The sequence below is a fragment of the Subtercola lobariae genome (assembly GCF_014640255.1).
Taxonomy (GTDB): domain Bacteria; phylum Actinomycetota; class Actinomycetes; order Actinomycetales; family Microbacteriaceae; genus Subtercola; species Subtercola lobariae.
Window position 1 is genome coordinate 168,927 of sequence record NZ_BMGP01000007.1, and the last position, 21,749, is coordinate 190,675.

The following is a 21,749-nucleotide window of genomic DNA, read 5'->3' on the forward strand; positions in this document are numbered from 1 at the left end:
CGTTCAGCGAAAGCACGACATAGCGTCGTCGATCGATGCGAAGTGCCCGAGACCCACGACCTGACGAGTTGACGCGACCAGCCGCCGAGCCTCGAACCGCGCCGGTTCGGCGCCTTCGATATAGCCGGCTAGCGAACCATCAGACCGCAGAACGCGCCACAGGGCGGGTCGCACCTGCCGCAACGTCGGAGTGTGCGTGTGCGAGCGAGTCGTGAGAGTGGTCATGATGCCTCCTGTTCAGTGCGCCGGCCCGGGTGGTTGGTATCTCACACAGTAGAAGCAGCCTCTGACAGTGGCCTTTGGCGGTCGAGCGCGCCTATCCTTCACAATTCACGGCGAGTGGATGCTCTCCACAATCTCCTGGCAGGTGCGCTCCCATGCCGAGGCGTCGGTGCACACTCGTTTGACCGGGCAGACCAACCCGCGACGATGGGCCTCTCGTGGCCCCACTTGATCAGGAGAACACCGTGCCAGACACCATTTCGCTTACCGGCGTCGTTGCAACGACGCCCCGTCACATCACAACCGCCGAGGGGCTCGACATCACGAGCTTTCGGCTCGCCTCGAGCCAGCGACGATTCGACAAGGTGCACAATTCGTGGGCCGATGTGGGAACCAACTGGTACACGATCACGGCATTCCGCCAGCTCGCAGCGAATATGGCGACGTCGCTGAACAAAGGCGATCGAGTCGTGGCGTCAGGCCGGTTGCGCATTCGCGAGTGGGTCAATGGCGATAAGAACGGGCTCAACATCGAGGTCGAAGCCGAAGCGGTGGGTCATGATCTGTCGTGGGGGAGTGCGGCCTTCACCCGAACGCTCGCCCCGTCGACGGGCGGTGCCGCGAGCGGAAGCGCGGCGGCCGGCGGGGCGGCGGCCGGTTCGAATGCGTCGGGCGAAGACAGCTGGCGGGTGCCACCGCCGAGCGGCGCGTCGACAGACGGCGGCGGCGCTGCCGACTGGGGGGCAGGAGCCTTCGGAGTTCTGCCGACCGGGGGAGCATCGGGTGCGAGCGATGCGTATCTCCCTGACGACGAGTCGGTGTTGACGTCGTGAGGTGTGTTCACGTGGCCCTCGCCTAGAATCGACGCGGTACTACGAGGGTCACGCGCCCAGAGCGGAGAACGTCAATGCATGCCTCGTGGCAGCACACCTCACGAATGCTCGCTGCTGCATTGGCCTGCGCCGCGCTCGCGGGCGCGCTGGCCGCGTGCACCTCGACACCCGGGCCAGCGCCCGCGTCCAGCACTTCGGCGACGTCGACGTCGGTGAGCGGAACACCCACGCCTACCGCGACGCCGGTATTGGTGCCGGGCGGCACCGCCGCCGAGAACCTTGCCTACTTCGACTACGTCAATTCGCAGACCATCAGCACCGCAGCCGCGCAGAATCAAACGGCCGGTGGGGTGGCCTTCACCTCGGCGTTGCGCACGGGCGGCTTCGCGATTGCAGACATGCAAGTGACGCCCGATATCACGACCGTGGGCGTGAAGGCAGACTCGATTCAGTTCTCTGTGGCGATGAAGGGTCAGTGCCTCGTCGGGCAGTACGGCTTCGGCCAGTACCACAGCCTCGTGGCGCCGCTGCTGGGCACCGGCAAGTGTCTGATCGGCGATACCCGCGCCATAGACTGGTAGCCATGGCCGAATACATTTATTCCATGGTGCGCGCCCGCAAGGCCGTGGGCGACAAACTGATTCTCGACGACGTTACGATGTCGTTTCTCCCCGGAGCGAAGATCGGTGTCGTGGGCCCGAATGGCGCCGGCAAGTCGACCATTCTGAAGATCATGGCGGGGTTAGACACCCCGAGCAACGGTGAGGCCAAACTGAGCGCCGGTTACACCGTGGGCATTCTCATGCAGGAGCCCGAGCTCGACGAGTCGAAGACAGTTCTCGAGAACGTTCAAGAGGGCGTTGGCCCCATTAAGGCGAAGGTCGACCGGTTCAACGAGATCTCGGCCGAGCTGGCCGACCCCGATGCAGATTTCGACAAGCTGCTCGAGGAGATGGGCACGCTGCAAGAGCAGATCGATGCCGAAGACGCGTGGGATCTCGACTCGCAACTCGAGCAGGCGATGGATGCACTGCGAACCCCACCCGGAGACGCTTCGGTAGCGAACCTCTCTGGTGGCGAGAAGCGCCGCGTGGCGCTCACCAAACTCTTGCTGCAGAAGCCCGACCTGTTGCTACTCGACGAACCAACAAACCACCTCGACGCGGAGAGCGTGCTGTGGCTCGAGCAACATCTGGCCAAGTATCACGGTGCTGTTCTCGCCGTGACACACGACCGGTACTTTCTCGACCACGTGGCCGAGTGGATTGCCGAGGTCGACCGCGGTCACCTCTACCCCTACGAGGGCAACTACTCGACCTACCTCGAGAAGAAGCAAGAGCGCCTGATGGTGCAGGGCAAGAAAGACGCAAAGCTCTCGAAGCGTCTGGCCGAAGAACTCGAGTGGGTGAGATCGAACGCCAAGGGGCGCCAGGCCAAATCCAAGGCTCGTCTGGCGCGCTACGAAGAAATGGCGACTGAAGCCGAGCGCACCAGAAAGCTCGACTTCGAAGAGATCGTCATTCCGGTAGGCCCGCGTCTCGGCTCGCAGGTCATCGACGCGAACAAGCTGCACAAGGGCTTCGGCGAGCGTGTGCTCATTGACGATCTCAGTTTCACGCTACCGCGCAACGGAATCGTGGGCGTCATCGGCCCGAACGGTGTGGGAAAGTCGACGCTCTTCAAGACGATCGTGGGTTTCGAGCCGCTCGACAGCGGCAAACTGACCATCGGCGAGACCGTCGACATCTCCTATGTCGACCAAGACCGTGGCGGCATCGACCCGAAGAAGACGCTGTGGGAGGTCGTGTCTGACGGCCAAGACTACATTCAGGTCGGCAAGACCGAGATTCCTTCGCGCGCCTACGTTTCGACGTTCGGCTTCAAGGGCCCCGACCAGCAAAAAGCCGCTGGCGTGCTCTCGGGTGGCGAGCGAAACCGGCTCAATCTGGCGCTCACGCTGAAGCAGGGTGGCAACCTCTTGCTGCTCGACGAACCGACAAACGACCTCGACGTCGAAACGCTCGGCAGCCTTGAGAATGCGTTGCTCGAGTACCCGGGTTGCGCCGTGGTCATCACTCACGATCGGTGGTTTCTCGACCGTATTGCCACGCACATCTTGGCCTACGAAGGCACCGAAGAGAACCCAGCGAAGTGGTACTGGTTCGAGGGCAACTTCGAAGCATACGAGCAGAACAAAATCGAACGCCTCGGGCCAGATGCGGCGAAACCGCACCGTTCTGCGTACCGCAAACTGACGCGCGACTAGGCCGCGCACGGCATGCGGCTTCACATTCCCACGCGCCTGCGCTGGTCAGATCTCGATGCCTACGGGCACGTGAACAACGTGCAGATTCTGCGCCTGCTCGAAGAGGCTCGGGTTCAAGCGTTCTGGGCAACGGATGAGCCCGGGCTCGAGCTTTCGACCTCAGAGTCTGGTTCGACGACCGAGCGAATCAGGGTCACGGCGGCCAGTATGGCCGTGATCGACGGTGAGCTGGGCTCGGCCACCCTCACGGTGGTGGCTCACCAGGAGGTCGACTACTTGGCGCAGATTCCGTTCTTGCGTCAGCCCCTCGACCTACATCTGTGGATCAGCAGCCTCGGTGGCGCAAGCCTCGAACTCTGCTACGAGATCTGGAGCCCCGAGGGCGTGCCCCCGGGCATCCTGTACACCCGTGCAGCGACGACGATTGTGCTTATCGATGCCGAAACGCAGCGCCCTCGGCGCATCACTGCGCACGAACGCGAGGCGTGGCAGCCCTTCATCGACGACCCGGTGGTCTTCAACAAACGCCGCTAGACAGACAGACGCCGACAGACAGACAGACAGACGCCGCTAGACAAACGCCGCTCAAAGCGCGCGCCGCTAGCGCGGAACGCGAACCATTCCCTCCTGGGCGATGGTGGCCATCAGCACTCCGCTCTGTGAGTACATGCGGCCCGTCGCGAGCCCGCGGCCGCCCTGCGCACTCGGCGATTCTTGCAGGTACAAGAACCACTCGTCGGCACGCCCTGGCCGGTGCCACCACATGGCATGGTCGAGGCTCGCCGAGCTGAGGCCCGGGGTCATCCAGGCGATTCCGTGGCGCCGAAACACCGGCTCGAGCAGCGCATAGTCGCTGGCGTATGCGAGGGCGGCCCGGTGCAAGTTGGGGTTGTCGGGTAGCGGCGCGATGGCCCTCATCCAAATGGCCTGGTGCTCGACCCTGTTCTCGTCGGCACGCAGATAGATGGGCGTACCGATGTGCCGAATGTCGAACGGCCTGGCATAAGCCCAATTCTGGGCGATGGGATGATCGATGTGCCCGAGTTGATCGGCGATCGACGGCAGCGTTTCGGGGTCGGGAACGTCGGCGGGCATATCGATCTGATGGTCGATTCCCGGCCCGTCGGTCTGAAACGACGAGATCATCGAGAAGATCGGCATGCCCTTCTGGTAAGCCTGAGTGCGCCTGGTCGAGAACGATCGGCCGTCGTGAATGCGGTCGACCGAGAATGTGATCGGCAGCGAGGTGTCACCCGGGCGCAGAAAGTAGCCGTGCAGCGAGTGGGCGGCGCGGTCGGCATCGACGGTGCGATCGGCGGCGACAATGGATTGCGCCAGAACTTGGCCGCCGAAAACGCGCCCGTGGGCGGTCCACTGCGAGGGGCCGGTGAAGATGTCTTCGCTGGTTCGTGCTCCCGTGTCGGTGAGATCGAGGGCCGCGAGCAGTTCAGCAACGGGGTCGCCGCGCCGTGCACTCGAACGGGCAGGCATGCCTGTCACCGGGTCGGGCGCGCTGGTCGTCACATCGTCTGTCATTACGTCTCCCTCTTTATTGCCGCAACCGGCTGAAGCAGATCACACATGCTGCCGTCACCTTCTGTAGTTTAGAAGCTGATGGTTCAATCGTTTTCGCTCGTCGACGCGCTCTCGTTAGGCGACCTCAAAGTCTTCCTCGGTCGTGCGGCGCGAGTTGGCACCGGATCGGTGCGCTTGATCGGCGGTCAGGGTGTGCTCGCGGTATATGCGTCGGTGCTCGCACCGAAAGGGCTGCTGGATGATGCACCGACGGTTCTCGGGCTTCGAACCTTTGCCATGACCGACAAAACGGCGACTTTCGACGACACCGTCGCGATCAGGGCGCTGCTCGACCGTCTAGCACTGCTGTCGGTCGTCGTGAATGGAGATACCGGGCCGGTCGAGGTGTCGTTGCCACCCTCAGAGGGTCTCGTTGCCTGGGCGGGAATCTCACCGCCACGCGGTGGCTGGCAGAACGTCGGCTCCGTCGATGCCGCGGTGCTCGAAAAGTCTGCCGGCGAAGGAATCTCTGAGGTCGCCGCAGCCCTGCCACCCGACACGGGCGAACAGATCGTGCACAAGGTGCGGTCGCAGGTGTGGGGGCGCACGATTCCCGCCATCGAACGACCTACCGCCGCTGGTGCGGCATTCGCAGCGGTCAGTCTCGGCTTCTTGCGAAGCGACGACCCCGTCGCGGTCTACGCCTCGGGCCCCTGGACGAGGCTGTCGACCCGCCGCGGCCACGTGCTGACCCGCTAGAGCGCAGCCGCCACCGCCCGCCCGGCTTGACGGCCGGAGAAGATGCACCCGCCCAAGAACGTTCCTTCCAGCGAACGGTAGCCGTGCATCCCGCCGCCCCCGAACCCGCTCGCCTCGCCCGCCGCGTACAGCCCTTCGATAGGCGCGCCGCCCGAAGCGAGCACGCGCCCCGCGAGATCGGTTTCGATTCCGCCGAGCGTCTTGCGCGTCACGATGTGCAATTTCACGGCGATCAGCGGGCCGGCAGCCGGGTCGAGCAACTCGTGCGGCGAAGCCACGCGAATCAGCTTGTCGCCGAGGTAGTTGCGGGCTCCGCGCACGGCGGTGATCTGCAGATCTTTGGTGAATGGATGCCCGATCTCACGGTCACGCGCCCGAATCTCTTGTTCGACGCGGGCCGTGTCGAGCGGCACCTCGCCCGAGAGCCGCTGCATTCCTGCGAGCAACGTCGGCAGGTCATCCGCCACCACGAAGTCGACGCCTTTTGCCTTGAACGCCTCGATGGGCCCAGGCGCGCCAGGGCCTACTCGCTTCGCAAGCAACCGCAGATTCTTACCGGTCAGGTCGGGGTTCTGCTCGCTGCCCGAGAGCGCGAACTCCTTTTCGATGATCTTTTGAGTGAGCACGAACCAGCTGTAGTCGTAGCCGGTCGACACGATGTGCTCGAGGGTTCCGAGGGTGTCGAAGCCGGGAAAGAGCGGTACCGGCAGACGCCTTCCGGTCGCATCGAGCCAGAGCGATGACGGGCCCGGCAGAATGCGAATTCCGTGCTGCGGCCACACCGGGTCGAAGTTCGTGATGCCCTCGGTGTAGTGCCACATGCGGTCGGAGTTGATCAAACGTGCCCCGGCCGTCTGGCTGATGCCGAGCATCCGGCCGTCGACGTGTGAAGGCACGCCAGAGAGCATGGATGCCGGTGCCGCCCCCAACCGTTTCGGCCAGTTCTGGCGCACCAGGTCGTGGTTACCACCGATGCCGCCGCTCGTCACGATGACTGCTGACGCCCGCAACTCGAACTCACCGACCACGGTGCGTGAGCTCGTAACTCCGCGCGCCACTCTCGACGGCTCGAGCAGGCTGCCGCGCACGCCCACCACGCGTGTGCGGCTGGCCGCGCCTCCGCCGCTTCCCGAGCCGGAGCCTGCAGCGCCGCCGGTGCCGCCCTCAGCCGCCTCGACGATCAGCTCGTCGACCTGGTGCCGATGCTTCACCGTCACCAGCCCGTCGCGCACGCCCTGCTTCACTCGCGCGACGAACGGAGCGAGCACTCCGGGGCCCGTTCCCCAGGTGATGTGAAAGCGCGGCACCGAGTTTCCGTGCTCGGTTGCGGTGTAGCCGCCGCGCTCAGCCCAGCCCACGATGGGAAAGAAGCGCACGCCCTGCTCGTGCAGCCAAGCGCGCTTCTCACCGGCGGCGAACTGCAGGTACGCCTCGGCCCAGAGCCGCGGCCAATAGTCGTCGGCGCTGTCGAAACCCGCGCTGCCGAACCAGTCTTGGCGGGCGAGTTCAAGCGAATCGTGCACTCCGAGGCGGCGCTGTTCGGGGCTGTCGATCAGAAAGAGACCCCCGAACGACCACCACGCTTGGCCGCCGAACGAGGCCGCGGGCTCTTGCTCGACAATGGTGACGTGTTTGCCGGCCTTCACGAGTTCAGCGGTCGCGACGAGTCCGGCGAGCCCGGCGCCCACGACGATCACATCGGTCTGAGGCGTTGAGGTCATCTGAAACTTCCTTGTTTCGGTGAAGGTGAAGGTGAAGGTGAAGGTGGAGGTGAGAGAAGGAGAGGTGGCTCGGGGAGCGCCCCAAGCTACTCGTCGAACGTGTTGACCATAGCGTGGGCGGCGCGCTCGAGGTAGTCCCACAGCGTCGCCTCCTGCAGCGGCGGCAGGTCGAGCGAGAGCACCGCAGAGTGCATGTGCGAGAGCCAGCGGTCACGGGCATCCGGGTTCACCTTGAAGGGGTTGTGCCGCATACGAAGCCGCGGGTGACCGCGCTCTTGGCTGTAGGTGGTGGGGCCGCCCCAGTACTGCTCGAGAAAGCCGGTGAGGCGCTGAATGGCGCCTTCGAGGTCGTCTTCGGGGTACATCGCCACGAGCACCGGGTCTGACGCGACTCCGGCGTAGAAGGCACGCACGAGGCGCTCGAACGTGGCGCGGCCGCCGACCTGTTCGTAGAACGTGTCGCCGCTGCCCTCGTTGAGGGGTTTCGTGGCGGTCGGGATGATCGGAATGAGTGGCATTCCCGTACCCGCGCCCGGCGCGCCGCCCGCTCCCGGGCCGCCACCCACCGCGCGGCCCGCTCCCGCTTCCGCGCTCGGGGCGCCGCCCGCTCCCGCTTCGTCGTTCGTCATCGTCACGCCTTGTCTTTCGAGGCGGCACCAGGCGCCACCTGCACCGGCTTGGTCTTCGGGGGTCTCGCGCCCGTCACCGAGGCCGCGCCTTCGAACCCGGTCAGCACAATACTGTTCAACGACGGCAGCTTCACGCCCATTTCGTCGAGGGCGCGCTTCAGTTGCATCCGCAGCTCGCGTGCCACGTCGTCTTTTGCATTGGTTCGAGTCTTCACCACCAGCCGAATGACAAGAGCCTCGGCCGAAATGCTCTCAAGGCCCCAGATCTCGGGCTTCTCGATGACGCGTGAACGCCATTTGGGGTTCGAGGCGAGTTCATTGGCGGTCGCGAGCATCCGCGCCTGCACGGCATCGACGTCAGTGTCGTACGGAATGGCGAGGTCAATGATGACCCGCGCCCAGCCCTGCGACATGTTGCCCACCCGCAGAATCTCGCCGTTGCGCACGAACCAGAGGGTGCCGTTGACGTCGCGAACCGTCGTGACGCGAATTCCTACCGCCTCGACGACCCCCGTCGCTGGCCCCAGATCGACGACATCGCCCACGCCGAGCTGGTCTTCGACCACCATGAAGAGGCCGTTCAGCATGTCTTTGATGATGTTCTGCGCCCCGAAACCGAGCGCGGCGCCAATGACTCCGGCCGAAGCCACCAGCGCGGTCACCTGAAATTGCAGCTCGCCGAGAATCATGATGAACGCGAAGATCACGATCGCCCAGGTGATGAAGTTCGACAGCACACTACCCATGGTTCGGGTGCGCTGCACCACACGAACGGCGGCCAGCGGCGACGCCATCAGGGCTTGAGTGTCTTCGACGTCGTGTTTGTTCTTCACGCCCGACACGATGCGCTTCACCACACGGTCGACCGAGTGCAGCAGAATCAACCGCACGACAATGGCGCCCACGATGATGACGACGATATTGATCAGGTGCTGATAGCTCGTGTAGAAGTCGCTCAGGTTCTTCAAAAAGTCGTTCATATGCGCTCAATCGTACCGAGCGACGCTTGGCAACTCCTGACCCTGCGCTCGTGGCGGGGCTACTGGCCCGGGGCGAGGCCGCCACGCCGTTGTGAGGTCACTACGCCGCCCTCATAGCGGCGCGACTGTCTCCCGAGCCCGCCACGCGAGCGTTCGCGGGGCGGGGCCGGAGGTTCGGCGGCCTCAGAGGAGTGGCGGGCCCGGAGGTTCGGCGGCCCCGGAGTTCCGGCGCGCCCTGCCCGCTACTCCGCGTCTTTCGCCTGCGCCGCCAGCGCACGGTCGACGCCCGCGAGGTTCTCGACCACCAGGCGGCGAAGCGCGGCCGGCTGCGGGTCGGTGTCGAGCCACGCCTGCGTCGCGTCGCGCAACTCCTGGCTCGCAAGCCCTGACGGGTACAGCCCCGTGATCAGCGTCGCAGCGATCTGGTAGGTGCGGTTCTCCCACAGCTCAGAAACGACCTCGAAGTACTTCGCGATGTATGGCGAGAGCAGGGCGTCGTCGTTCGCGCGCTGAAAGCCCACCGTGGTGGCGCGCACGATGAGGTTCGACGCATCGTCGGTGTCGACGAGCGATGCCCACGCGGCCGCCTTCGCCTCGGCGGTGGGTATGGATGCCCGTGCACTCGCCGCGCTCTGCGCCCCCGATGCCGTGTTGTCGGCGGCCAGGGCCGCCTCGATCTGAGCTTCACCAGCCTGACCGCCCGCGACCAGTGAGGTCAGCAGATCCCAGGTGAGGTCGGTATCGATCTCGAGACCCTCGAGCTTCGTCTCGCCCTCCAGCAGCGACTCGACGATGGCCAGGCTGCTCGCCGATTTCGCGGCGGCCGCGAAGAACTTGACGAACTGAAACTGCTCATCAGACCCGGGAGCAGCGTTGCGCGCAAGCGCCCACAGCTGCTCGGCCACCTCGGTCTGCACCTCTTCGCGATACCCCGGTGCCACGTACAGCCCGGCCGTGAGCACCACCTGGTTGAGCGCCGTGCGCAGTGTCGTGCTCTCGTCTTCGGTCGCGATGTTGCCGAGAACCAGCCGAATGAAGTCGCGCGGCCGGCTTTCGGCGTCGCGCGTCGCATCCCACGCCGAGCCCCAGACGATCGAGCGAGCGAGCCCGTCTTCGATGGCGCCCAGGTGGGCGATGGCGGTCGATAGTGACTGGTCGTCGAGGCGAATCTTCGCGTAGGCGAGGTCGTCGTCGTTCAGCAGCACGAGGTCGGGGCGGGTCAGCCCGATGAGTTCATCGACCGTGGTGCGTTCGCCCGCAACATCCAACTCGACCCGGTGATTGCGAATCAATGCACCCTCGTGCATGTTGTAGAAGCCGATCGCCAAGCGGTGCGGGCGGATGGTCGGCCACTCTTCGACGGCCGTCTGGCTGATGGCGAACGAGGTGATCACGCCGTCTGCGTCGGTCTCGATCTCGGGCCGCAAGGTGTTCACGCCGGCCGTCTCGAGCCACAGCTGCGACCATTCGCCGAGGTCACGGCCGCTCGTGTCTTCGAGCTCTGCGAGCAGGTCTTTCAGCTCAGTGTTCGAGTAGGCGTGCTTCTGAAAGTACTGCCCCACGCCCGCGAGAAACTGGTCTTGGCCGACCCAGGCGACGAGCTGCTTCAGTACTGAGGCGCCCTTGGCGTAGGTGATGCCGTCGAAGTTGACCTGCACGTCGTCGAGATCGCTGATGTTGGCGAAAATCGGGTGCGTGCTCGGCAGCTGGTCTTGCCGGTAGGCCCAACTCTTTTCAGTCGAGGCGAAAGTCGCCCAGGCGCCGTGCCATTCGGTCGCTTCGGCCGTGGCCAGGGTAGAGATGTATTCGGCAAACGACTCGTTCAGCCAGAGGTCGTTCCACCACTTCATGGTCACCAGGTCGCCGAACCACATGTGGGCGAGTTCGTGCAAGATGGTCACGACGCGACGCTCGCGCTGGGCATCCGTCACCTTCGATCGAAAGACGTAGGCTTCGGTGAAGGTCACGGCGCCAGCATTCTCCATGGCTCCAGCGTTGAATTCGGGCACAAAAAGCTGGTCGTACTTGGCGAACGGGTACGGGTAGTTGAAGCGCTTCTCATAGAACTCGAAACCCTGTCGGGTCTTCTCGAACACGTACTCGGCATCCATGTATTGCGATAAGGATGCCCGTGAGAACACTCCCAACGGAATCACCCTGCCGTCACTCGACGTCAGCTCACTGCGCTCCACCACATATGGGCCAGCCACGATGGCGGTGACGTACGACGAGAGAATCGGGGTCGTCTCGAAGCTCCACGTTGCCTTGCTCTCGCCGATGGAGACGGGCTCGGGGGTGGGGGAGTTCGACACCACTTGCCAGTAGTCGGGCGCGGTCACCGTGAAAGTGAAGGTCGCCTTGAGGTCGGGCTGTTCGAACACGGCGAAAACGCGGCGGGAGTCTGGCACTTCGAACTGGCTGTAGAGGTAGACCTCGTCGTCTACCGGGTCGACGAAGCGGTGCAGGCCTTCGCCGGTGTTCGTGTACAGAGCGTCGGCGACCACGGTCAGAATGTTGTCGTCTGCCAGGTCGTCGAGCTGAATGCGCACACCGTCGCTCACTGCGGCCGGGTCTAGGTCTGTGCCGTTCAGCAGCACCGAGTGCACGTTCTTGGTGATGGCGTCGATGAACGTCGAAGCGCCGGCCGTAGCCGTGAACCGCACCGTTGTCGTGCTGAGAAACGTTTCGGGGCCCTGGGTCAGGTCGAGGGCGACGTCGTAACTCTGCACGTTCACCAGCCCGGCACGCGCTTGGGCTTCGACGCGGGTGAGGTTTTCTCCAGGCAACTGATGTTCTCCGTACGTAGTGTGATGGGTCTCGCAGCGGCGCGCTTCGTGGGCTGGCCGCCCGTTTATTCTCGCCGACCAGCCTACCTCCGCGGTTTCCGTCACTCGCAGAGCAGAGTGCAGAGAAATAGTCAATAATTCTTCTAGAATCCGGAGGTAGAATAGTCGAGCACACATAGACTATTTGAATGGTAAGTGAGCAATCCTCTCGCAAGGTGGCAAAATTGCTGCGAGAGGCGGGATGGGTGCCCGCGGCGGATTTTGTCGGCAGCCACCGAAAGTGGGTTTCGCCGCAGGGCCGAATGATGTCGATTCCGGAGGGACACAGAATGATTTCTCCCGGAGTGGTGAGAAAGATCGTGAAGGCAATCGAGGAGAACGCAGATGATGACATTTGACGTGGTCGCTACCAGAGAGGGCAAATGGTGGATGGTGACCATACCGGCGCTGGACGGGTTGACGCAGGCGAGACGCTTGTCGGAGGCGGGGGTTATGGCTCGAGAATTCATCGCTTCAACTCTCGAGATCTCGGTCGATGAAGTGGGCGTTCACGTCGAGGTGGATGCGGTTGGTGAGGTACACGGCATCGTGAAAACTCTCGACGCCATCCGAGCGGAGCGTCTCAGAGCAGAGGCACTCGAGCGCGACGCGACCAATGCCGCTTCAGATCTGGCAAAGCGCCTTGTGCAGCAAAATGTGCCCTTGCGAGACATCGGAACCGTGCTCGGCGTATCTCACCAACGCGCGCACCAGCTCGTCAGTCGATAATCGGCGCTCAGCCCTAAACTTGGGGCATGCGCATTCACCTCGGCACCGACCACGCGGGGCTCGACTTCAGCCGCCATCTGTTCGAACACCTCACGGCGGCCGGCCACGAGGTCATCGACCACGGGCCCAGTTCGTATGACCCGATCGACGACTATCCCTCGTTCTGCATCAACGCCGCCCTCGGCGTGGTGCGCGACCAGCAGGCCGGCGTCGAAGCGCTCGGCATCGTATTCGGCGGGTCAGGCAACGGCGAGCAGATCGCCGCCAACAAGGTCACAGGCGCACGCGCCGCCCTTGTGTGGAGCGAGTCGACCGCACTGCTCGCCCGCCAGCACAACGACGCCAACCTCATCGCCATCGGCGCCCGCCAGCACACCGTCGACGAGGCCGTGGCCTTCATCGACACGTTCATCAACGAGCCGTTCTCGCTCGAAGAACGTCACGTTCGCCGCATCGCCCAACTCGCCGAATACGAGGCCACGGGCGCCATCGCCGGCATCTACGTGGGCGCCGACCCTGACCCGGCTGCTCCGGCGGGAGCATCGGCGACGGGCGACTCCGCGGCTGACGCGGGCTAAGCACCTCATGCCTGAAGGCCATTCAGTACACCGAATTGCGTTGCAGTTCGAGCGCGACTTCGTCGGGCATCCCATCGCCGTGAGCTCACCGCAGGGCCGATTCGCCGCAGGGGCTGCAGAACTCGACGGCACACGGATGCTCGAGGCCCGCGCCGTGGGCAAGCAGATGTTTCTGCGTTTCGAGCACGACCGTTGGCTGCGCATCCACCTCGGCATCTATGGCGCCTGGGACTTTTTCGGCATCATCTCGCCCATCACCGCCGAGTCTGAGGCGCTCGGCAGCATCGGCGCACCCCGGTTACGCCGCGCTGTGCGCATGTCTGAAACCGAGCAGGCGAAAGACGTCGACCTCGAGACTTTTCCGCCCGAACCCGTCGGCGCGGTGCGGGTGCGGCTCGCGACCGACGACAGCGTCGCCGACCTGCGCGGGCCCACCATGTGCGAGGTCATCAACCCGCAGCAACTCGCCGAGGTGGTCGATCGCCTCGGCCCAGACCCCGCCACCGACGACAGCCCAGAAGCCGAAGAGCGCTTCGTCACGCGCCTGCGCAAGAAGCCCACTGCCGTCGGCCAGCTGCTTATGGATCAGTCGGTTGTCAGCGGAATCGGCAACGTCTACCGCGCCGAAATGCTCTTTCGCGCACGGCTGAACCCGCATACTCCCGGAAAACAGGTCACTGAAGAGCAAGCGCGTGGGCTGTGGCGCGACTGGGTCTACCTGCTCGACCTTGGCATTCGTACCGGGCAGATGCTCACGATGGACGGCCTCGACCCCGCCGCCCAAGAACTCGCACTGGCGAACCGCGAAGACCGTCACTGGGTTTACAAACGCGAGGGTTTGCCGTGCCGCGTGTGCGGAACGAACATCCTCATGGAAATGATGGCCGCCCGCAAGCTGTACTGGTGCCCCGTTGACCAGGCGTGAGCGCATGGCTCGTAGGCGTGGTCTTCGGCGCGCCGCTCAGTGCGTTGGGGCTCCCGCCTGCCACGTCGAATCGAGCGCCTCGTGAGAGACACCCCTGCCTTCAGGCTCGACGACCTCGAAGAGATCCGCCGACTCGTTCGCGAGTATGGCTTCGCCACTATCGTCAGCCAGACTTCGAACGGCCTCGTCGCCTCGCACTACCCGATCATGCTCGACGAGAACGTGCCCGAGGGTGAAGTCGCCATTCTCAGTCACGTGGGGCGACCGGATGAACGGCTGCACGAACTCGGGCAGCACGAGGTTCTGGCCATCATCCAGGGCCCCCACGGGTACATCTCGCCGGGCTGGTACGACGCGAACCCGGCCGTGCCCACCTGGAATTTCGTGGTGGCGCACCTGCACGGAACCCCCGAGATTCTCTCTGACGCCGAAAACCTCGAGGTGCTCGCCGGCCTCGTCGACCATTTCGAAGACCGGATGCCCGAACCACGCCGCATGAACGGAACGCTGCAGAACGCCGCCTACGCCGCGCGCATCAGCTCGGGCACCGTCGGTTTTCGCCTCACGGCGACCCGCATCGAGGCGAAGTCGAAGCTGAGCCAGAACCGGCCGGCCGAAACGGTCGAGCGCATCATCCACGAACTCACCGAGGGTGACAACTACCGCAACCCCGACCTCGCCGCGGAGATGCGCCGCGTGCACCCGCGCCCTGCGGCCACCCCGCCGATGGCCGAGCCCGAGAAATCCGCCGACCCCGCGAATGCGGCCGACCCCGCGAATGCGGCTGAGCACGACGTGGCTGCGGCCAGCGACGGAATGGGCGCGACAGGTGACTGACGACGTTTTTCTCCGTCGCGGGCGCATTCCGGGCCACGACGGCGAGTGCGACGTGCTTCTCGCCGACTCGCGCGTTCGAGCAATCGTGCCGTCGGGCCTCGTTCGCGCACCTGCGGGAGCCGCGACAATCGACCTCGACGGTCGGTTCGTCATTCCGGGCCTCTGGGACAACCACGTGCACTTCACCCAGTGGTCGCTCCTCAGACGCCGAATCGATCTCGGTCTCGCTACCTCGGCTACCGATCTACTCGCCCGACTGCGGTCGACGCTGAACGCCCTCGACGGGGCACCGCAGGCTGGCGGGGTCGGGTCGATCGACCCGCTACAGGCGTCATCGAGCTCGGCTACTCCTGCCGCGATCACCCCGCTGATCGGCTACGGAGTGCGCGACAGCCTCTGGCCCGACACCAACGCACTCACGGCGACCCTGCTCGACACGGTTTCGGGCGAACGCCCCGTGGTGCTGAGCAGCGCTGACCTGCACGGGTGCTGGCTCAATTCGGCGGCGCTCGCGTTCTATGGTCTGCGCGGGCGTCCCACCGGCCGACTGCGCGAAGACGACTGCTTCGCCCTGCTGCGCCGACTCGACGACGTACCCGATCTCGAGGCCGATGCCTTGGTCGCCGACGCAGCGCGCGCAGCGGCGCGGCTCGGCGTGGTGGGAGTCGTCGACCTCGAAATGCGCGACAACCTCACCGATTGGCGTCGCCGAATCGCCAGCGGCATCGACTCGCTGCGGGTCGCGTTCGGAATCTACTCCGAGCATCTCGAGTCGAGCATCGAGGCGGGCCTCCGAACCGGCGAGGTGATACCCGACACGGCAGGGCTGCTCACCGTGGGCCCCTTCAAGATCATCACCGACGGCTCGCTCAACACCCGCACTGCCTACTGCTTCGACGAATACGAGGGCCTCGAAGGTCAGGCTCACTCGCACGGGCTTCTGACGGTGGCTCCGGATGCCCTGCTGATCGCACTCGAACGCGCATCCACCTCGGGCCTGACCCCCGCCGTGCACGCAATCGGCGACCACGCGAACGCCCTCGCGCTCGACGTCTTCGCCCGACTAGGTTCTGGCGGACGCATCGAACACGCCCAACTCGTCTCGGATTCCGACTTTTCTCGGTTCGCCGAACTCGGTGTCACGGCGAGTGTGCAACCTGAGCACGCGATGGATGATCGTGACGTGGCCGATCGGTATTGGAACGGCCGCACCGACCGAGCCTTTGCCTTTGAGAGCCTCCGTGCATCCGGAGCCGCACTCTTGCTCGGATCTGACGCACCCGTAGCCCCGCTCGACCCGTGGCAGACCATGGCGGCGGCAGTCGGGCGTTCGCGCGACGGCCGCCCCGCCTGGCATGCGGAGCAGCGCATTTCGGCGCAGGCCGCCCTTACCGCTTCGACGAACCGACTCGCCTCGATCGGCGTCGGCATGGCCGCCGACCTCGCGGTCGTCGAGCGCGATCCGCTCACCAGCCCGGCCGACGACCTTCGAGCCATGCCGGTCGCCGCAACCTTCCTAGCCGGTCGCGCCACCCACCTAGCCCTCTGATCGCGCGAGGTGTGATGTGTCTCATCCGTTCGGGCCACCGCGGTTGATGGCCGCGAGGGCCACAAAACCGCTCAGACCACGGCCAAGCCGTATGCCGGAAAGGCTCTGAGGCAAGAACCGAAGCGCCATCAGCCCGAAGCGGCGGCCGCCGCGCGCTGGCGGTGTCGGCGGCCCGGGCGGCATCGGCGGGGGAGACGCGCTTTGGTCGCCCGATCGAGGTTGCGGAATAGGAATCATGATGAGACTTTATCACTTATGCTGAGGTCGCATCAAAGCAGTTAATGAAAAAATGGGGATCCCCGAAGGAATCCCCATTCACCAGCACGGAGCCAAGCCGTACGGCTCGGCGCTGTGCGGCACCGTTTGAGTCAGCTCACACAGCAGCGACGTGCGCGAACAAGAACCAACGGTCTTTCTCCAGGCTGCGCGCGATCTGAATCACGACGTCTTGGCTTGCCGCGTCGATCTCGCCGAGCTCCTTGATGGCCTTGTTCACGCTGACCAGCACGGCATCGATCGATGCGACGAGCGACGCGATCATCACGTCGGCGGGCTGAAAACCGGCGGGCAGTTCGGGCAGCGTGGTCTTCGCCGCGACAGTGCCGATTCGGGCATCGATCGGCAGGCCAAGGGCGACAACTCGCTCGGCGGCGTCGTCGGAGTATCCCTCTGCGCGCTCGACGACCTCATCGAACAGCTCGTGCACGGCGATGAAGTTCGCGCCGCGAACGTGCCAGTGGGCCTGCTTGCCGTTGATGACGAGCGCCTGCGAATCGATGACGACTTGGCTCAAAAACTGGGCTGCGGCTGCGGCCACATCGGGGTTCGAAGAACTCTTGATGGTGGTGACAACGTCAGACATGACGTCTCCCTTCGTGAAGTAATACCCCCACGCTACTCACCCTGAAATCTCGCGCAAGCAAGCAAAGGCTCGGCTAACGAAGGTAAGCGTTACCTCTTTTCCGCCGCACTCAGCCGCTCGCGAACCGCCGAGAACCTGCTTGTGGTCATCGTGTTCAATGATATGACATATGCTCACATCAGATCTGCAAGGAGTTGTGAATGTTCATCGCGTACCTCGACGAGTCCGCTCGAAACGACGACTTCTATTTCATGGGAACCGTCGTCGTAGATGATGAGGCCATCGTCGCGATCGAGACCAGTCTCGATCACATCGGCGAAATGATTTCGGCCGATGTTCCGGGATTCGACGCGTCGACGGAGTTTCACGGGTACGAGATGTTTCACGGCGAAGGAGCCTGGAAGAACGTGCCCTTGGGTTGGCGAGTGAAGGCGTGCAAACTTCTCAGCAAAACTCTTGTGAACTCGGGCGCGCGCTACCTTCTCCGCGGCATCGACGTGAATGCCCAGAAGGCACGATACCGAAATCCATTTGCGCCTCACAATGTGTGCACAGCCCACACTTTCGAGACAATCGAAATGATTCTCGCAAAAGACAATCATGCTGAGTCGATGGCTCTCGTCGTCGCCGATGAACATCATTCTGCGCCAGACAGTCGCAGAAACCTCCGCAATTTCAAAGCGTCCAGCGTCTTCGGTTACACGAGCAGGCAGTGTGAGCGAATCGCCGACACGATTTACTTCGGCCCTTCGCATTCGAGTCGGCTCTTGCAGCTTTCAGACGTTGCAACCTACTTCGTGAACCGACACGAGACGCAGATCGAAACCGACCCGCGCTCGCAAGCGGCGGTCGACCACATATGGGCCAATGTAATGCTGGCGTGTCGCTTCTACTACGTGTGGTCGCCGAACTGACCATCGTGTGTGCGCGAAGGAGCCTGACACCGAGGCGTTAAACACAGAACCCGCGCACGCGACGCGGGATTCTGGCTGGGTGCGGGAGGCCCTTCGGCGTCCTGCTCATCTAATCCTAAACCACTCCGCTGTCAGTGTGACGTTCTCGTCCAATGGCTCCTACGTCGCCGCACTCAGCCGCTCGCGAAGCGCCGATTGGTCGACGGGGAGCGCCGCAAGAAGTGCCGCAGCGGGGTCGGGCTCGTGGCGGTCGAGCAACGCCAGCAGAATGTGTTGCGAGGTGATCGTGCGCGCGTGCGCGGCTGCAGCATTCGCCAGTGACTGCTGGATGACCGTCTTCGCCCCCGACGTCATGAGTGGTGAGCGCCTGCTCAACGACGTGCGCGACGTGGAACGAAACTCGCCGAGGTCGACGCCGATCGCCGCCAAGGCGTTTCGGTCGAGGAGATCGACCGTCTCATGCGCCTCGCGGGCATCGACGCCCACAATCTGCGCGACCTCGTCATCTTCGAGTAGCGCGATGAGCAGGTGGTCGGTTCCGATACGGCGGTCTCCTCGGCGCTCAGCCTCGAAACGGGCATCCTCTACCGCCACGCGTGCCGAGTGGGCGAATTTCTCAAACATCACTTTCTCGCTTTCCGTGTTTGGCGTGAACCGATTGCCGTCTGACGCCGAGCGCGTCGCCGATCTGCTCCCACGACCATCCCGCGCGCCGTGCTTCATCGACATAGAGCGCCTCGATCTGCTCGGCGAGCCGATGCAGTGCGCCAACCGCGCGCAGCCCTGTCGCCGGGTCAGCGGTGCTCAAGTGCTCCGGGTTCCACATTTCCATACCGTCAGTCTGAACTGACGCCATCGCCTTGTCAACCCAAACTGACAAAACAGCAGCCGCCATCAGGGCCGCCGCACAATCGGAAGGTGGCCGCCATGAGGTCGAGCTCGAAAAGGTAATGGCGTCTTCTGCGGCGAGAACGCAGAAGACGAACAGCGGAGAGGGGATGACGAGAATCGAACTCGCGTGATCAGTTTGGAAGACTGAGGCTCTACCATTGAGCTACATCCCCGCGCGCCCTAACAGGCACCCGAACATCGTAGTACAGGTTTCAGGCGGCGCAGGTTCACCCCATGCTTGTGCGCTAGGCTTGCCGAGGTTTATTTCCCGGGGCGTAGCTCAGCTTGGTAGAGCGCTCGGTTTGGGACCGAGAGGTCGCAGGTTCGAATCCTGTCGCCCCGACATGCAGGCCTGACCGGCGTATCCGGTCGTCAGTCTGCTTCGTTCGACGCACACAACCCCAGATTCAGACACACCCAGATTCAACAGCATTTCAGGAGATTGTTTTGAAGACCACGGTCGAAAAGCTCAGCCCCACGCGCGTGAAGCTCGCCATCTCGGTTACCCCCGAAGAGCTGAAGCCCAGCATTGATCACGCCTACACGCACATCGCCGACCAGGTGAACATTCCCGGTTTTCGTAAGGGCAAGGTTCCGCCGCCCCTGATCGATCAGCGCGTCGGTAAAGAGGCCGTGCTCGAGCACGCCGTCAACGACGGTCTCGACAGCTTCTACCGCGCCGCCATCGAAGAGCAAGAGCTGCGCCCCCTGGGCCGCCCCGAGGCCGACATCGTCGAGTGGCCGAGCAAGAAAGACTTCTCGGGTGACCTCGAGCTGGCTATCGAAGTGGATGTTCGTCCCGACCTCGACCTGCCCGACTACGTGGGCCTGCCCGTCACCGTCGACCCCATCGACGTCACCGACGAAGAGGTTGACGCAGAGCTCGAGCGCCTCCGCACCCGCTTCGGCACCCTCGTCACCGTCGAACGCCCCATCAAGACGGGCGACTTCGCTCAGCTCGACCTCATCGCCACCATCGACGACGCCGAGGTCGACAACGCCACCGGCATCTCCTACGAGGTCGGCTCTGGCGAGCTGCTCGAGGGTCTCGATGGCGTCATCGACTCGCTGACGGCGGGCGAGACCACCTCGTTCGAGGCGCCCCTGCTCGGCGGCGACTTTGCCGGCAAAGACGCCCTCATCACCGTCACCATCAACTCGGTGAAAGAGCGCGAGCTGCCCGAGGCTGACGACGACTTCGCCCAGATCTCGAGCGAATTCGACACCATCGACGAGCTGAAGGCAGACCTCAAGGTTCAGGTCGGCAAGCAGAAAGAGTTCGGTCAGGTGTCGGATGCTCGGCAGAAGACCCTCGATGCACTCCTCGCGCTGGTCGACGTTCCCGTGCCCCCGAAGCTCATCGAAGACGAGGTGCACCGTCACCTCGAGAACGAGAGCCGCCTCGAAGACGACGTGCACCGCGCCGAGGTCACCGAGTCGAGCACCAACACGTTCAAGACCCAGATTCTCCTCGACATCGTCGCTGAGAAAGAGGGCGTGAAGGTTTCGCAAGACGAACTGAGCCAGTACCTCATCCAGAGCGCCGCCCAGTACGGCATGGAGCCGCAGGAGTTCGTTCAGGTTCTCGACCAGAACGGCCAGATTCCCGCCATGGTCGGCGAGGTCGCCCGCAACAAGGCGCTCGCCATCGTTCTCGACAAAGCCGTCGTCACCGACACCAACGGCAAGGCCGTCGACGTCTCCGAGTTCACCACCGTGACTCGCGACGCAGACGCCCCCTTCGTCGACGTCGTCGACTCGGCCGACGAGCACGAGGGCCACGACCACGAGGGCCACTCCCACTAGCCACGCGCCACGAACGAGGGCCTCGCGGATGACCGTGGGGCCCTTTTTCGCGCCCGGACGGCTCCCACGGGCATCCGCTCACCCGACGGGACTTTCGTCGGAGCACGTCGCACATGGGCGCACTACGTTGGCATATCGCGTTAGCTCCGACGAAACTGCCGCCCATGCCGCGAACGCAGGCGACGCTGCGCTCTGCCGCAAGCGAACAGGGCGATAAGCGCTCTGGCGCTCCACTACATTCGAATTACCGCAAGTGAATTGGAGCGACACACATGGCCGATATGGCGATGCCGAACAGCGTTTTCGAACGTCTTCTGAAAGACCGGATCATCTGGCTCGGCTCAGAGGTTCGTGACGATATGGCGAACGAGATCTGCGCCAAGATTCTGCTTCTTGCAGCAGAAGACCCCAAGCGCGACATTTACCTCTACATCAACTCTCCCGGCGGCTCGATCACCGCGGGCATGGCCATTTACGACACCATGAAGTTCGTGACGAACGACATCGTCACCGTGGGCATCGGCATGGCCGCCTCGATGGGCCAGTTTCTGCTGAGCTCGGGCACGAAGGGCAAGCGTTACATCACGCCCAACGCCCGCGTTCTGCTGCACCAGCCGTCGGGTGGATTCGGCGGAACCTCTGCCGACATTCAGACCCAGGCCAACCTCATTCTCGACATGAAGAAGCGCATGGCCGAGCTCACGGCCGAGCAAACGGGCAAGACCCCCGAGCAGGTCATCATCGACGGTGACCGCGACAACTGGTTCAGCGCGCAAGAGGCGCTCGAGTACGGTTTCGTCGACTACGTGCGGGAGTACTCCTCCGACGTCGCCGGTGGTGGCGGCACTGAGGTCGCTGACAGCGTTCCTTCCGAAGCCAACTAGTCGCCACTGACGACACCATAAAGA

Annotated in this window: 24 protein-coding genes and 2 tRNA genes; 15 read left to right on the plus strand and 11 right to left on the minus strand. The window is 63.9% G+C overall.

Features of this window, described 5'->3' with window-relative positions; genetic code table 11:
• Positions 1-3 precede the first annotated feature (3 nt).
• A complete protein-coding gene (locus IEX24_RS17855; protein WP_188680778.1) occupies positions 4-225 on the minus strand; it encodes a hypothetical protein in 222 nt (73 codons plus the stop codon).
• A gap of 242 nt (positions 226-467) precedes the next feature.
• Here IEX24_RS17855 and IEX24_RS17860 point away from each other — a divergent pair, with 242 nt between their 5' ends.
• From IEX24_RS17860 to IEX24_RS17875, 4 genes are all read left to right on the plus strand, one after another.
• Entirely contained in the window at positions 468-1,055 is a 588-nt protein-coding gene (locus IEX24_RS17860; protein ID WP_188680780.1) for a single-stranded DNA-binding protein, read from the plus strand.
• 104 nt (positions 1,056-1,159) lie between these two features.
• Entirely contained in the window at positions 1,160-1,636 is a 477-nt protein-coding gene (locus tag IEX24_RS17865; protein ID WP_229715509.1) for a DUF6993 domain-containing protein, read from the plus strand.
• Positions 1,637-1,638: 2 nt separating this feature from the next.
• Complete coding sequence (gene ettA / locus IEX24_RS17870; protein WP_188680784.1) at positions 1,639-3,321, plus strand: energy-dependent translational throttle protein EttA; 1,683 nt, start codon at positions 1,639-1,641, stop codon at positions 3,319-3,321.
• 12 nt (positions 3,322-3,333) lie between these two features.
• Positions 3,334-3,855 (plus strand): acyl-CoA thioesterase, encoded by a 522-nt coding sequence (locus IEX24_RS17875; protein ID WP_188680786.1) that lies wholly within the window; start codon positions 3,334-3,336, stop codon positions 3,853-3,855.
• Positions 3,856-3,921: 66 nt separating this feature from the next.
• Here IEX24_RS17875 and IEX24_RS17880 read toward each other — a convergent pair whose 3' ends face one another.
• A complete protein-coding gene (locus IEX24_RS17880) occupies positions 3,922-4,812 on the minus strand; it encodes an acyl-CoA thioesterase (RefSeq protein WP_188680999.1) in 891 nt (296 codons plus the stop codon).
• 123 nt (positions 4,813-4,935) lie between these two features.
• On the opposite strand from IEX24_RS17880, the gene IEX24_RS17885 reads away from it, so the two are divergent.
• Positions 4,936-5,595: a DUF8185 domain-containing protein gene (locus IEX24_RS17885; RefSeq protein WP_188680787.1), complete on the plus strand. Its 660-nt coding sequence runs from the start codon at positions 4,936-4,938 to the stop codon at positions 5,593-5,595.
• Here IEX24_RS17885 and IEX24_RS17890 read toward each other — a convergent pair.
• The 4 genes from IEX24_RS17890 to pepN all read right to left on the minus strand — a co-directional run bounded on the left by IEX24_RS17890 (position 5,592) and on the right by pepN (position 11,711).
• Positions 5,592-7,316, minus strand: a complete 1,725-nt coding sequence (locus IEX24_RS17890) for an FAD-binding dehydrogenase (protein ID WP_188680789.1) — start codon at positions 7,314-7,316, stop codon at positions 5,592-5,594. The genes IEX24_RS17885 and IEX24_RS17890 overlap by 4 nt on opposite strands.
• An 86-nt stretch (positions 7,317-7,402) precedes the next feature.
• Positions 7,403-7,834, minus strand: a complete 432-nt coding sequence (locus tag IEX24_RS17895; protein ID WP_188681000.1) for a globin — start codon at positions 7,832-7,834, stop codon at positions 7,403-7,405.
• 113 nt (positions 7,835-7,947) lie between these two features.
• The gene (locus IEX24_RS17900; RefSeq protein ID WP_188680791.1) at positions 7,948-8,925 is read right to left on the minus strand and encodes a mechanosensitive ion channel family protein; all 978 of its coding nucleotides are present in this window, start codon (positions 8,923-8,925) and stop codon (positions 7,948-7,950) included.
• Between the two features lie 242 nt (positions 8,926-9,167).
• Positions 9,168-11,711, minus strand: coding sequence for an aminopeptidase N (gene pepN, locus IEX24_RS17905; protein ID WP_188680793.1), 2,544 nt, complete (start codon positions 11,709-11,711; stop codon positions 9,168-9,170).
• Between the two features lie 188 nt (positions 11,712-11,899).
• Between pepN and IEX24_RS17910 the strand changes: the two genes are divergently transcribed.
• The 6 genes from IEX24_RS17910 (at position 11,900) to IEX24_RS17935 (ending at position 16,368) form a co-directional block, all read left to right on the plus strand.
• Positions 11,900-12,109, plus strand: a complete 210-nt coding sequence (locus tag IEX24_RS17910) for a type II toxin-antitoxin system HicA family toxin (RefSeq protein WP_188680795.1) — start codon at positions 11,900-11,902, stop codon at positions 12,107-12,109.
• Positions 12,110-12,203: 94 nt separating this feature from the next.
• On the plus strand, positions 12,204-12,479 hold the full coding sequence (locus IEX24_RS17915; RefSeq protein WP_203586061.1) for a hypothetical protein: 276 nt from the start codon (positions 12,204-12,206) through the stop codon (positions 12,477-12,479).
• Positions 12,480-12,505: 26 nt separating this feature from the next.
• Positions 12,506-13,057 (plus strand): ribose-5-phosphate isomerase, encoded by a 552-nt coding sequence (locus IEX24_RS17920; RefSeq protein WP_188680799.1) that lies wholly within the window; start codon positions 12,506-12,508, stop codon positions 13,055-13,057.
• A 7-nt stretch (positions 13,058-13,064) separates the two neighbouring features.
• Positions 13,065-13,982 carry an Fpg/Nei family DNA glycosylase gene (locus IEX24_RS17925; protein WP_188680801.1) on the plus strand — a complete coding sequence of 306 codons (918 nt, stop codon included), beginning with the start codon at positions 13,065-13,067 and terminating at the stop codon, positions 13,980-13,982.
• An 81-nt stretch (positions 13,983-14,063) separates the two neighbouring features.
• Positions 14,064-14,819 carry an FMN-binding negative transcriptional regulator gene (locus IEX24_RS17930; RefSeq protein ID WP_188680803.1) on the plus strand — a complete coding sequence of 252 codons (756 nt, stop codon included), beginning with the start codon at positions 14,064-14,066 and terminating at the stop codon, positions 14,817-14,819.
• On the plus strand, positions 14,812-16,368 hold the full coding sequence (locus IEX24_RS17935) for an amidohydrolase (RefSeq protein ID WP_229715510.1): 1,557 nt from the start codon (positions 14,812-14,814) through the stop codon (positions 16,366-16,368). The genes IEX24_RS17930 and IEX24_RS17935 overlap by 8 nt, the downstream gene beginning before the upstream one ends.
• Before the next feature lie 21 nt (positions 16,369-16,389).
• Here IEX24_RS17935 and IEX24_RS17940 read toward each other — a convergent pair whose 3' ends face one another.
• Together IEX24_RS17940 and IEX24_RS17945 are read right to left on the minus strand one after the other, a co-directional pair.
• Complete coding sequence (locus IEX24_RS17940; protein ID WP_188680807.1) at positions 16,390-16,605, minus strand: hypothetical protein; 216 nt, start codon at positions 16,603-16,605, stop codon at positions 16,390-16,392.
• A 136-nt stretch (positions 16,606-16,741) separates the two neighbouring features.
• Positions 16,742-17,230, minus strand: a complete 489-nt coding sequence (locus IEX24_RS17945) for a Dps family protein (protein ID WP_188680809.1) — start codon at positions 17,228-17,230, stop codon at positions 16,742-16,744.
• A 200-nt stretch (positions 17,231-17,430) separates the two neighbouring features.
• On the opposite strand from IEX24_RS17945, the gene IEX24_RS17950 reads away from it, so the two are divergent.
• Positions 17,431-18,144, plus strand: coding sequence for a DUF3800 domain-containing protein (locus IEX24_RS17950; RefSeq protein WP_188680810.1), 714 nt, complete (start codon positions 17,431-17,433; stop codon positions 18,142-18,144).
• Positions 18,145-18,303: 159 nt separating this feature from the next.
• Here the strand turns inward: IEX24_RS17950 and IEX24_RS17955 are convergent, their stop codons facing one another.
• The 3 genes from IEX24_RS17955 to IEX24_RS17965 form a co-directional block, all read right to left on the minus strand.
• Positions 18,304-18,768 carry a Clp protease N-terminal domain-containing protein gene (locus IEX24_RS17955; RefSeq protein ID WP_188680812.1) on the minus strand — a complete coding sequence of 155 codons (465 nt, stop codon included), beginning with the start codon at positions 18,766-18,768 and terminating at the stop codon, positions 18,304-18,306.
• Positions 18,761-19,039: a helix-turn-helix domain-containing protein gene (locus IEX24_RS17960; protein ID WP_307821499.1), complete on the minus strand. Its 279-nt coding sequence runs from the start codon at positions 19,037-19,039 to the stop codon at positions 18,761-18,763. The genes IEX24_RS17955 and IEX24_RS17960 overlap by 8 nt, the downstream gene beginning before the upstream one ends.
• Positions 19,040-19,137: 98 nt before the next feature.
• A tRNA-Gly gene (locus IEX24_RS17965) sits at positions 19,138-19,208 on the minus strand.
• 96 nt (positions 19,209-19,304) lie between these two features.
• Here IEX24_RS17965 and IEX24_RS17970 point away from each other — a divergent pair.
• From IEX24_RS17970 to IEX24_RS17980, 3 genes are all read left to right on the plus strand, one after another.
• Positions 19,305-19,378 (plus strand) — tRNA-Pro (locus IEX24_RS17970).
• Between the two features lie 104 nt (positions 19,379-19,482).
• A complete protein-coding gene (gene tig / locus IEX24_RS17975; RefSeq protein ID WP_188680814.1) occupies positions 19,483-20,841 on the plus strand; it encodes a trigger factor in 1,359 nt (452 codons plus the stop codon).
• Between the two features lie 272 nt (positions 20,842-21,113).
• On the plus strand, positions 21,114-21,725 hold the full coding sequence (locus IEX24_RS17980; protein WP_188680816.1) for an ATP-dependent Clp protease proteolytic subunit: 612 nt from the start codon (positions 21,114-21,116) through the stop codon (positions 21,723-21,725).
• Positions 21,726-21,749: the final 24 nt, after the last annotated feature.

Excerpts from the sequence above, each read along its gene's own strand:
- IEX24_RS17895 (WP_188681000.1), bottom strand. The coding sequence starts at position 7,834 with ATGCCACTCATTCCGATCATCCCGACCGCCACGAAACCCCTCAACGAG.
- IEX24_RS17945 (WP_188680809.1), bottom strand. The coding sequence starts at position 17,230 with ATGTCTGACGTTGTCACCACCATCAAGAGTTCTTCGAACCCCGATGTG.
- IEX24_RS17955 (WP_188680812.1), bottom strand. The coding sequence starts at position 18,768 with ATGTTTGAGAAATTCGCCCACTCGGCACGCGTGGCGGTAGAGGATGCC.
- IEX24_RS17865 (WP_229715509.1), top strand. The coding sequence starts at position 1,160 with ATGCTCGCTGCTGCATTGGCCTGCGCCGCGCTCGCGGGCGCGCTGGCC.
- IEX24_RS17890 (WP_188680789.1), bottom strand. The coding sequence starts at position 7,316 with ATGACCTCAACGCCTCAGACCGATGTGATCGTCGTGGGCGCCGGGCTC.
- IEX24_RS17960 (WP_307821499.1), bottom strand. The coding sequence starts at position 19,039 with ATGGCGGCTGCTGTTTTGTCAGTTTGGGTTGACAAGGCGATGGCGTCA.
- IEX24_RS17910 (WP_188680795.1), top strand. The coding sequence starts at position 11,900 with ATGGTAAGTGAGCAATCCTCTCGCAAGGTGGCAAAATTGCTGCGAGAG.
- IEX24_RS17915 (WP_203586061.1), top strand. The coding sequence starts at position 12,204 with ATGGCTCGAGAATTCATCGCTTCAACTCTCGAGATCTCGGTCGATGAA.
- IEX24_RS17940 (WP_188680807.1), bottom strand. The coding sequence starts at position 16,605 with ATGATTCCTATTCCGCAACCTCGATCGGGCGACCAAAGCGCGTCTCCC.
- IEX24_RS17900 (WP_188680791.1), bottom strand. The coding sequence starts at position 8,925 with ATGAACGACTTTTTGAAGAACCTGAGCGACTTCTACACGAGCTATCAG.
- IEX24_RS17880 (WP_188680999.1), bottom strand. The coding sequence starts at position 4,812 with ATGCCTGCCCGTTCGAGTGCACGGCGCGGCGACCCCGTTGCTGAACTG.
- IEX24_RS17980 (WP_188680816.1), top strand. The coding sequence starts at position 21,114 with ATGGCCGATATGGCGATGCCGAACAGCGTTTTCGAACGTCTTCTGAAA.
- ettA (WP_188680784.1), top strand. The coding sequence starts at position 1,639 with ATGGCCGAATACATTTATTCCATGGTGCGCGCCCGCAAGGCCGTGGGC.
- IEX24_RS17875 (WP_188680786.1), top strand. The coding sequence starts at position 3,334 with ATGCGGCTTCACATTCCCACGCGCCTGCGCTGGTCAGATCTCGATGCC.
- IEX24_RS17925 (WP_188680801.1), top strand. The coding sequence starts at position 13,065 with ATGCCTGAAGGCCATTCAGTACACCGAATTGCGTTGCAGTTCGAGCGC.
- IEX24_RS17855 (WP_188680778.1), bottom strand. The coding sequence starts at position 225 with ATGACCACTCTCACGACTCGCTCGCACACGCACACTCCGACGTTGCGG.
- IEX24_RS17950 (WP_188680810.1), top strand. The coding sequence starts at position 17,431 with ATGTTCATCGCGTACCTCGACGAGTCCGCTCGAAACGACGACTTCTAT.
- IEX24_RS17920 (WP_188680799.1), top strand. The coding sequence starts at position 12,506 with ATGCGCATTCACCTCGGCACCGACCACGCGGGGCTCGACTTCAGCCGC.
- IEX24_RS17885 (WP_188680787.1), top strand. The coding sequence starts at position 4,936 with ATGGTTCAATCGTTTTCGCTCGTCGACGCGCTCTCGTTAGGCGACCTC.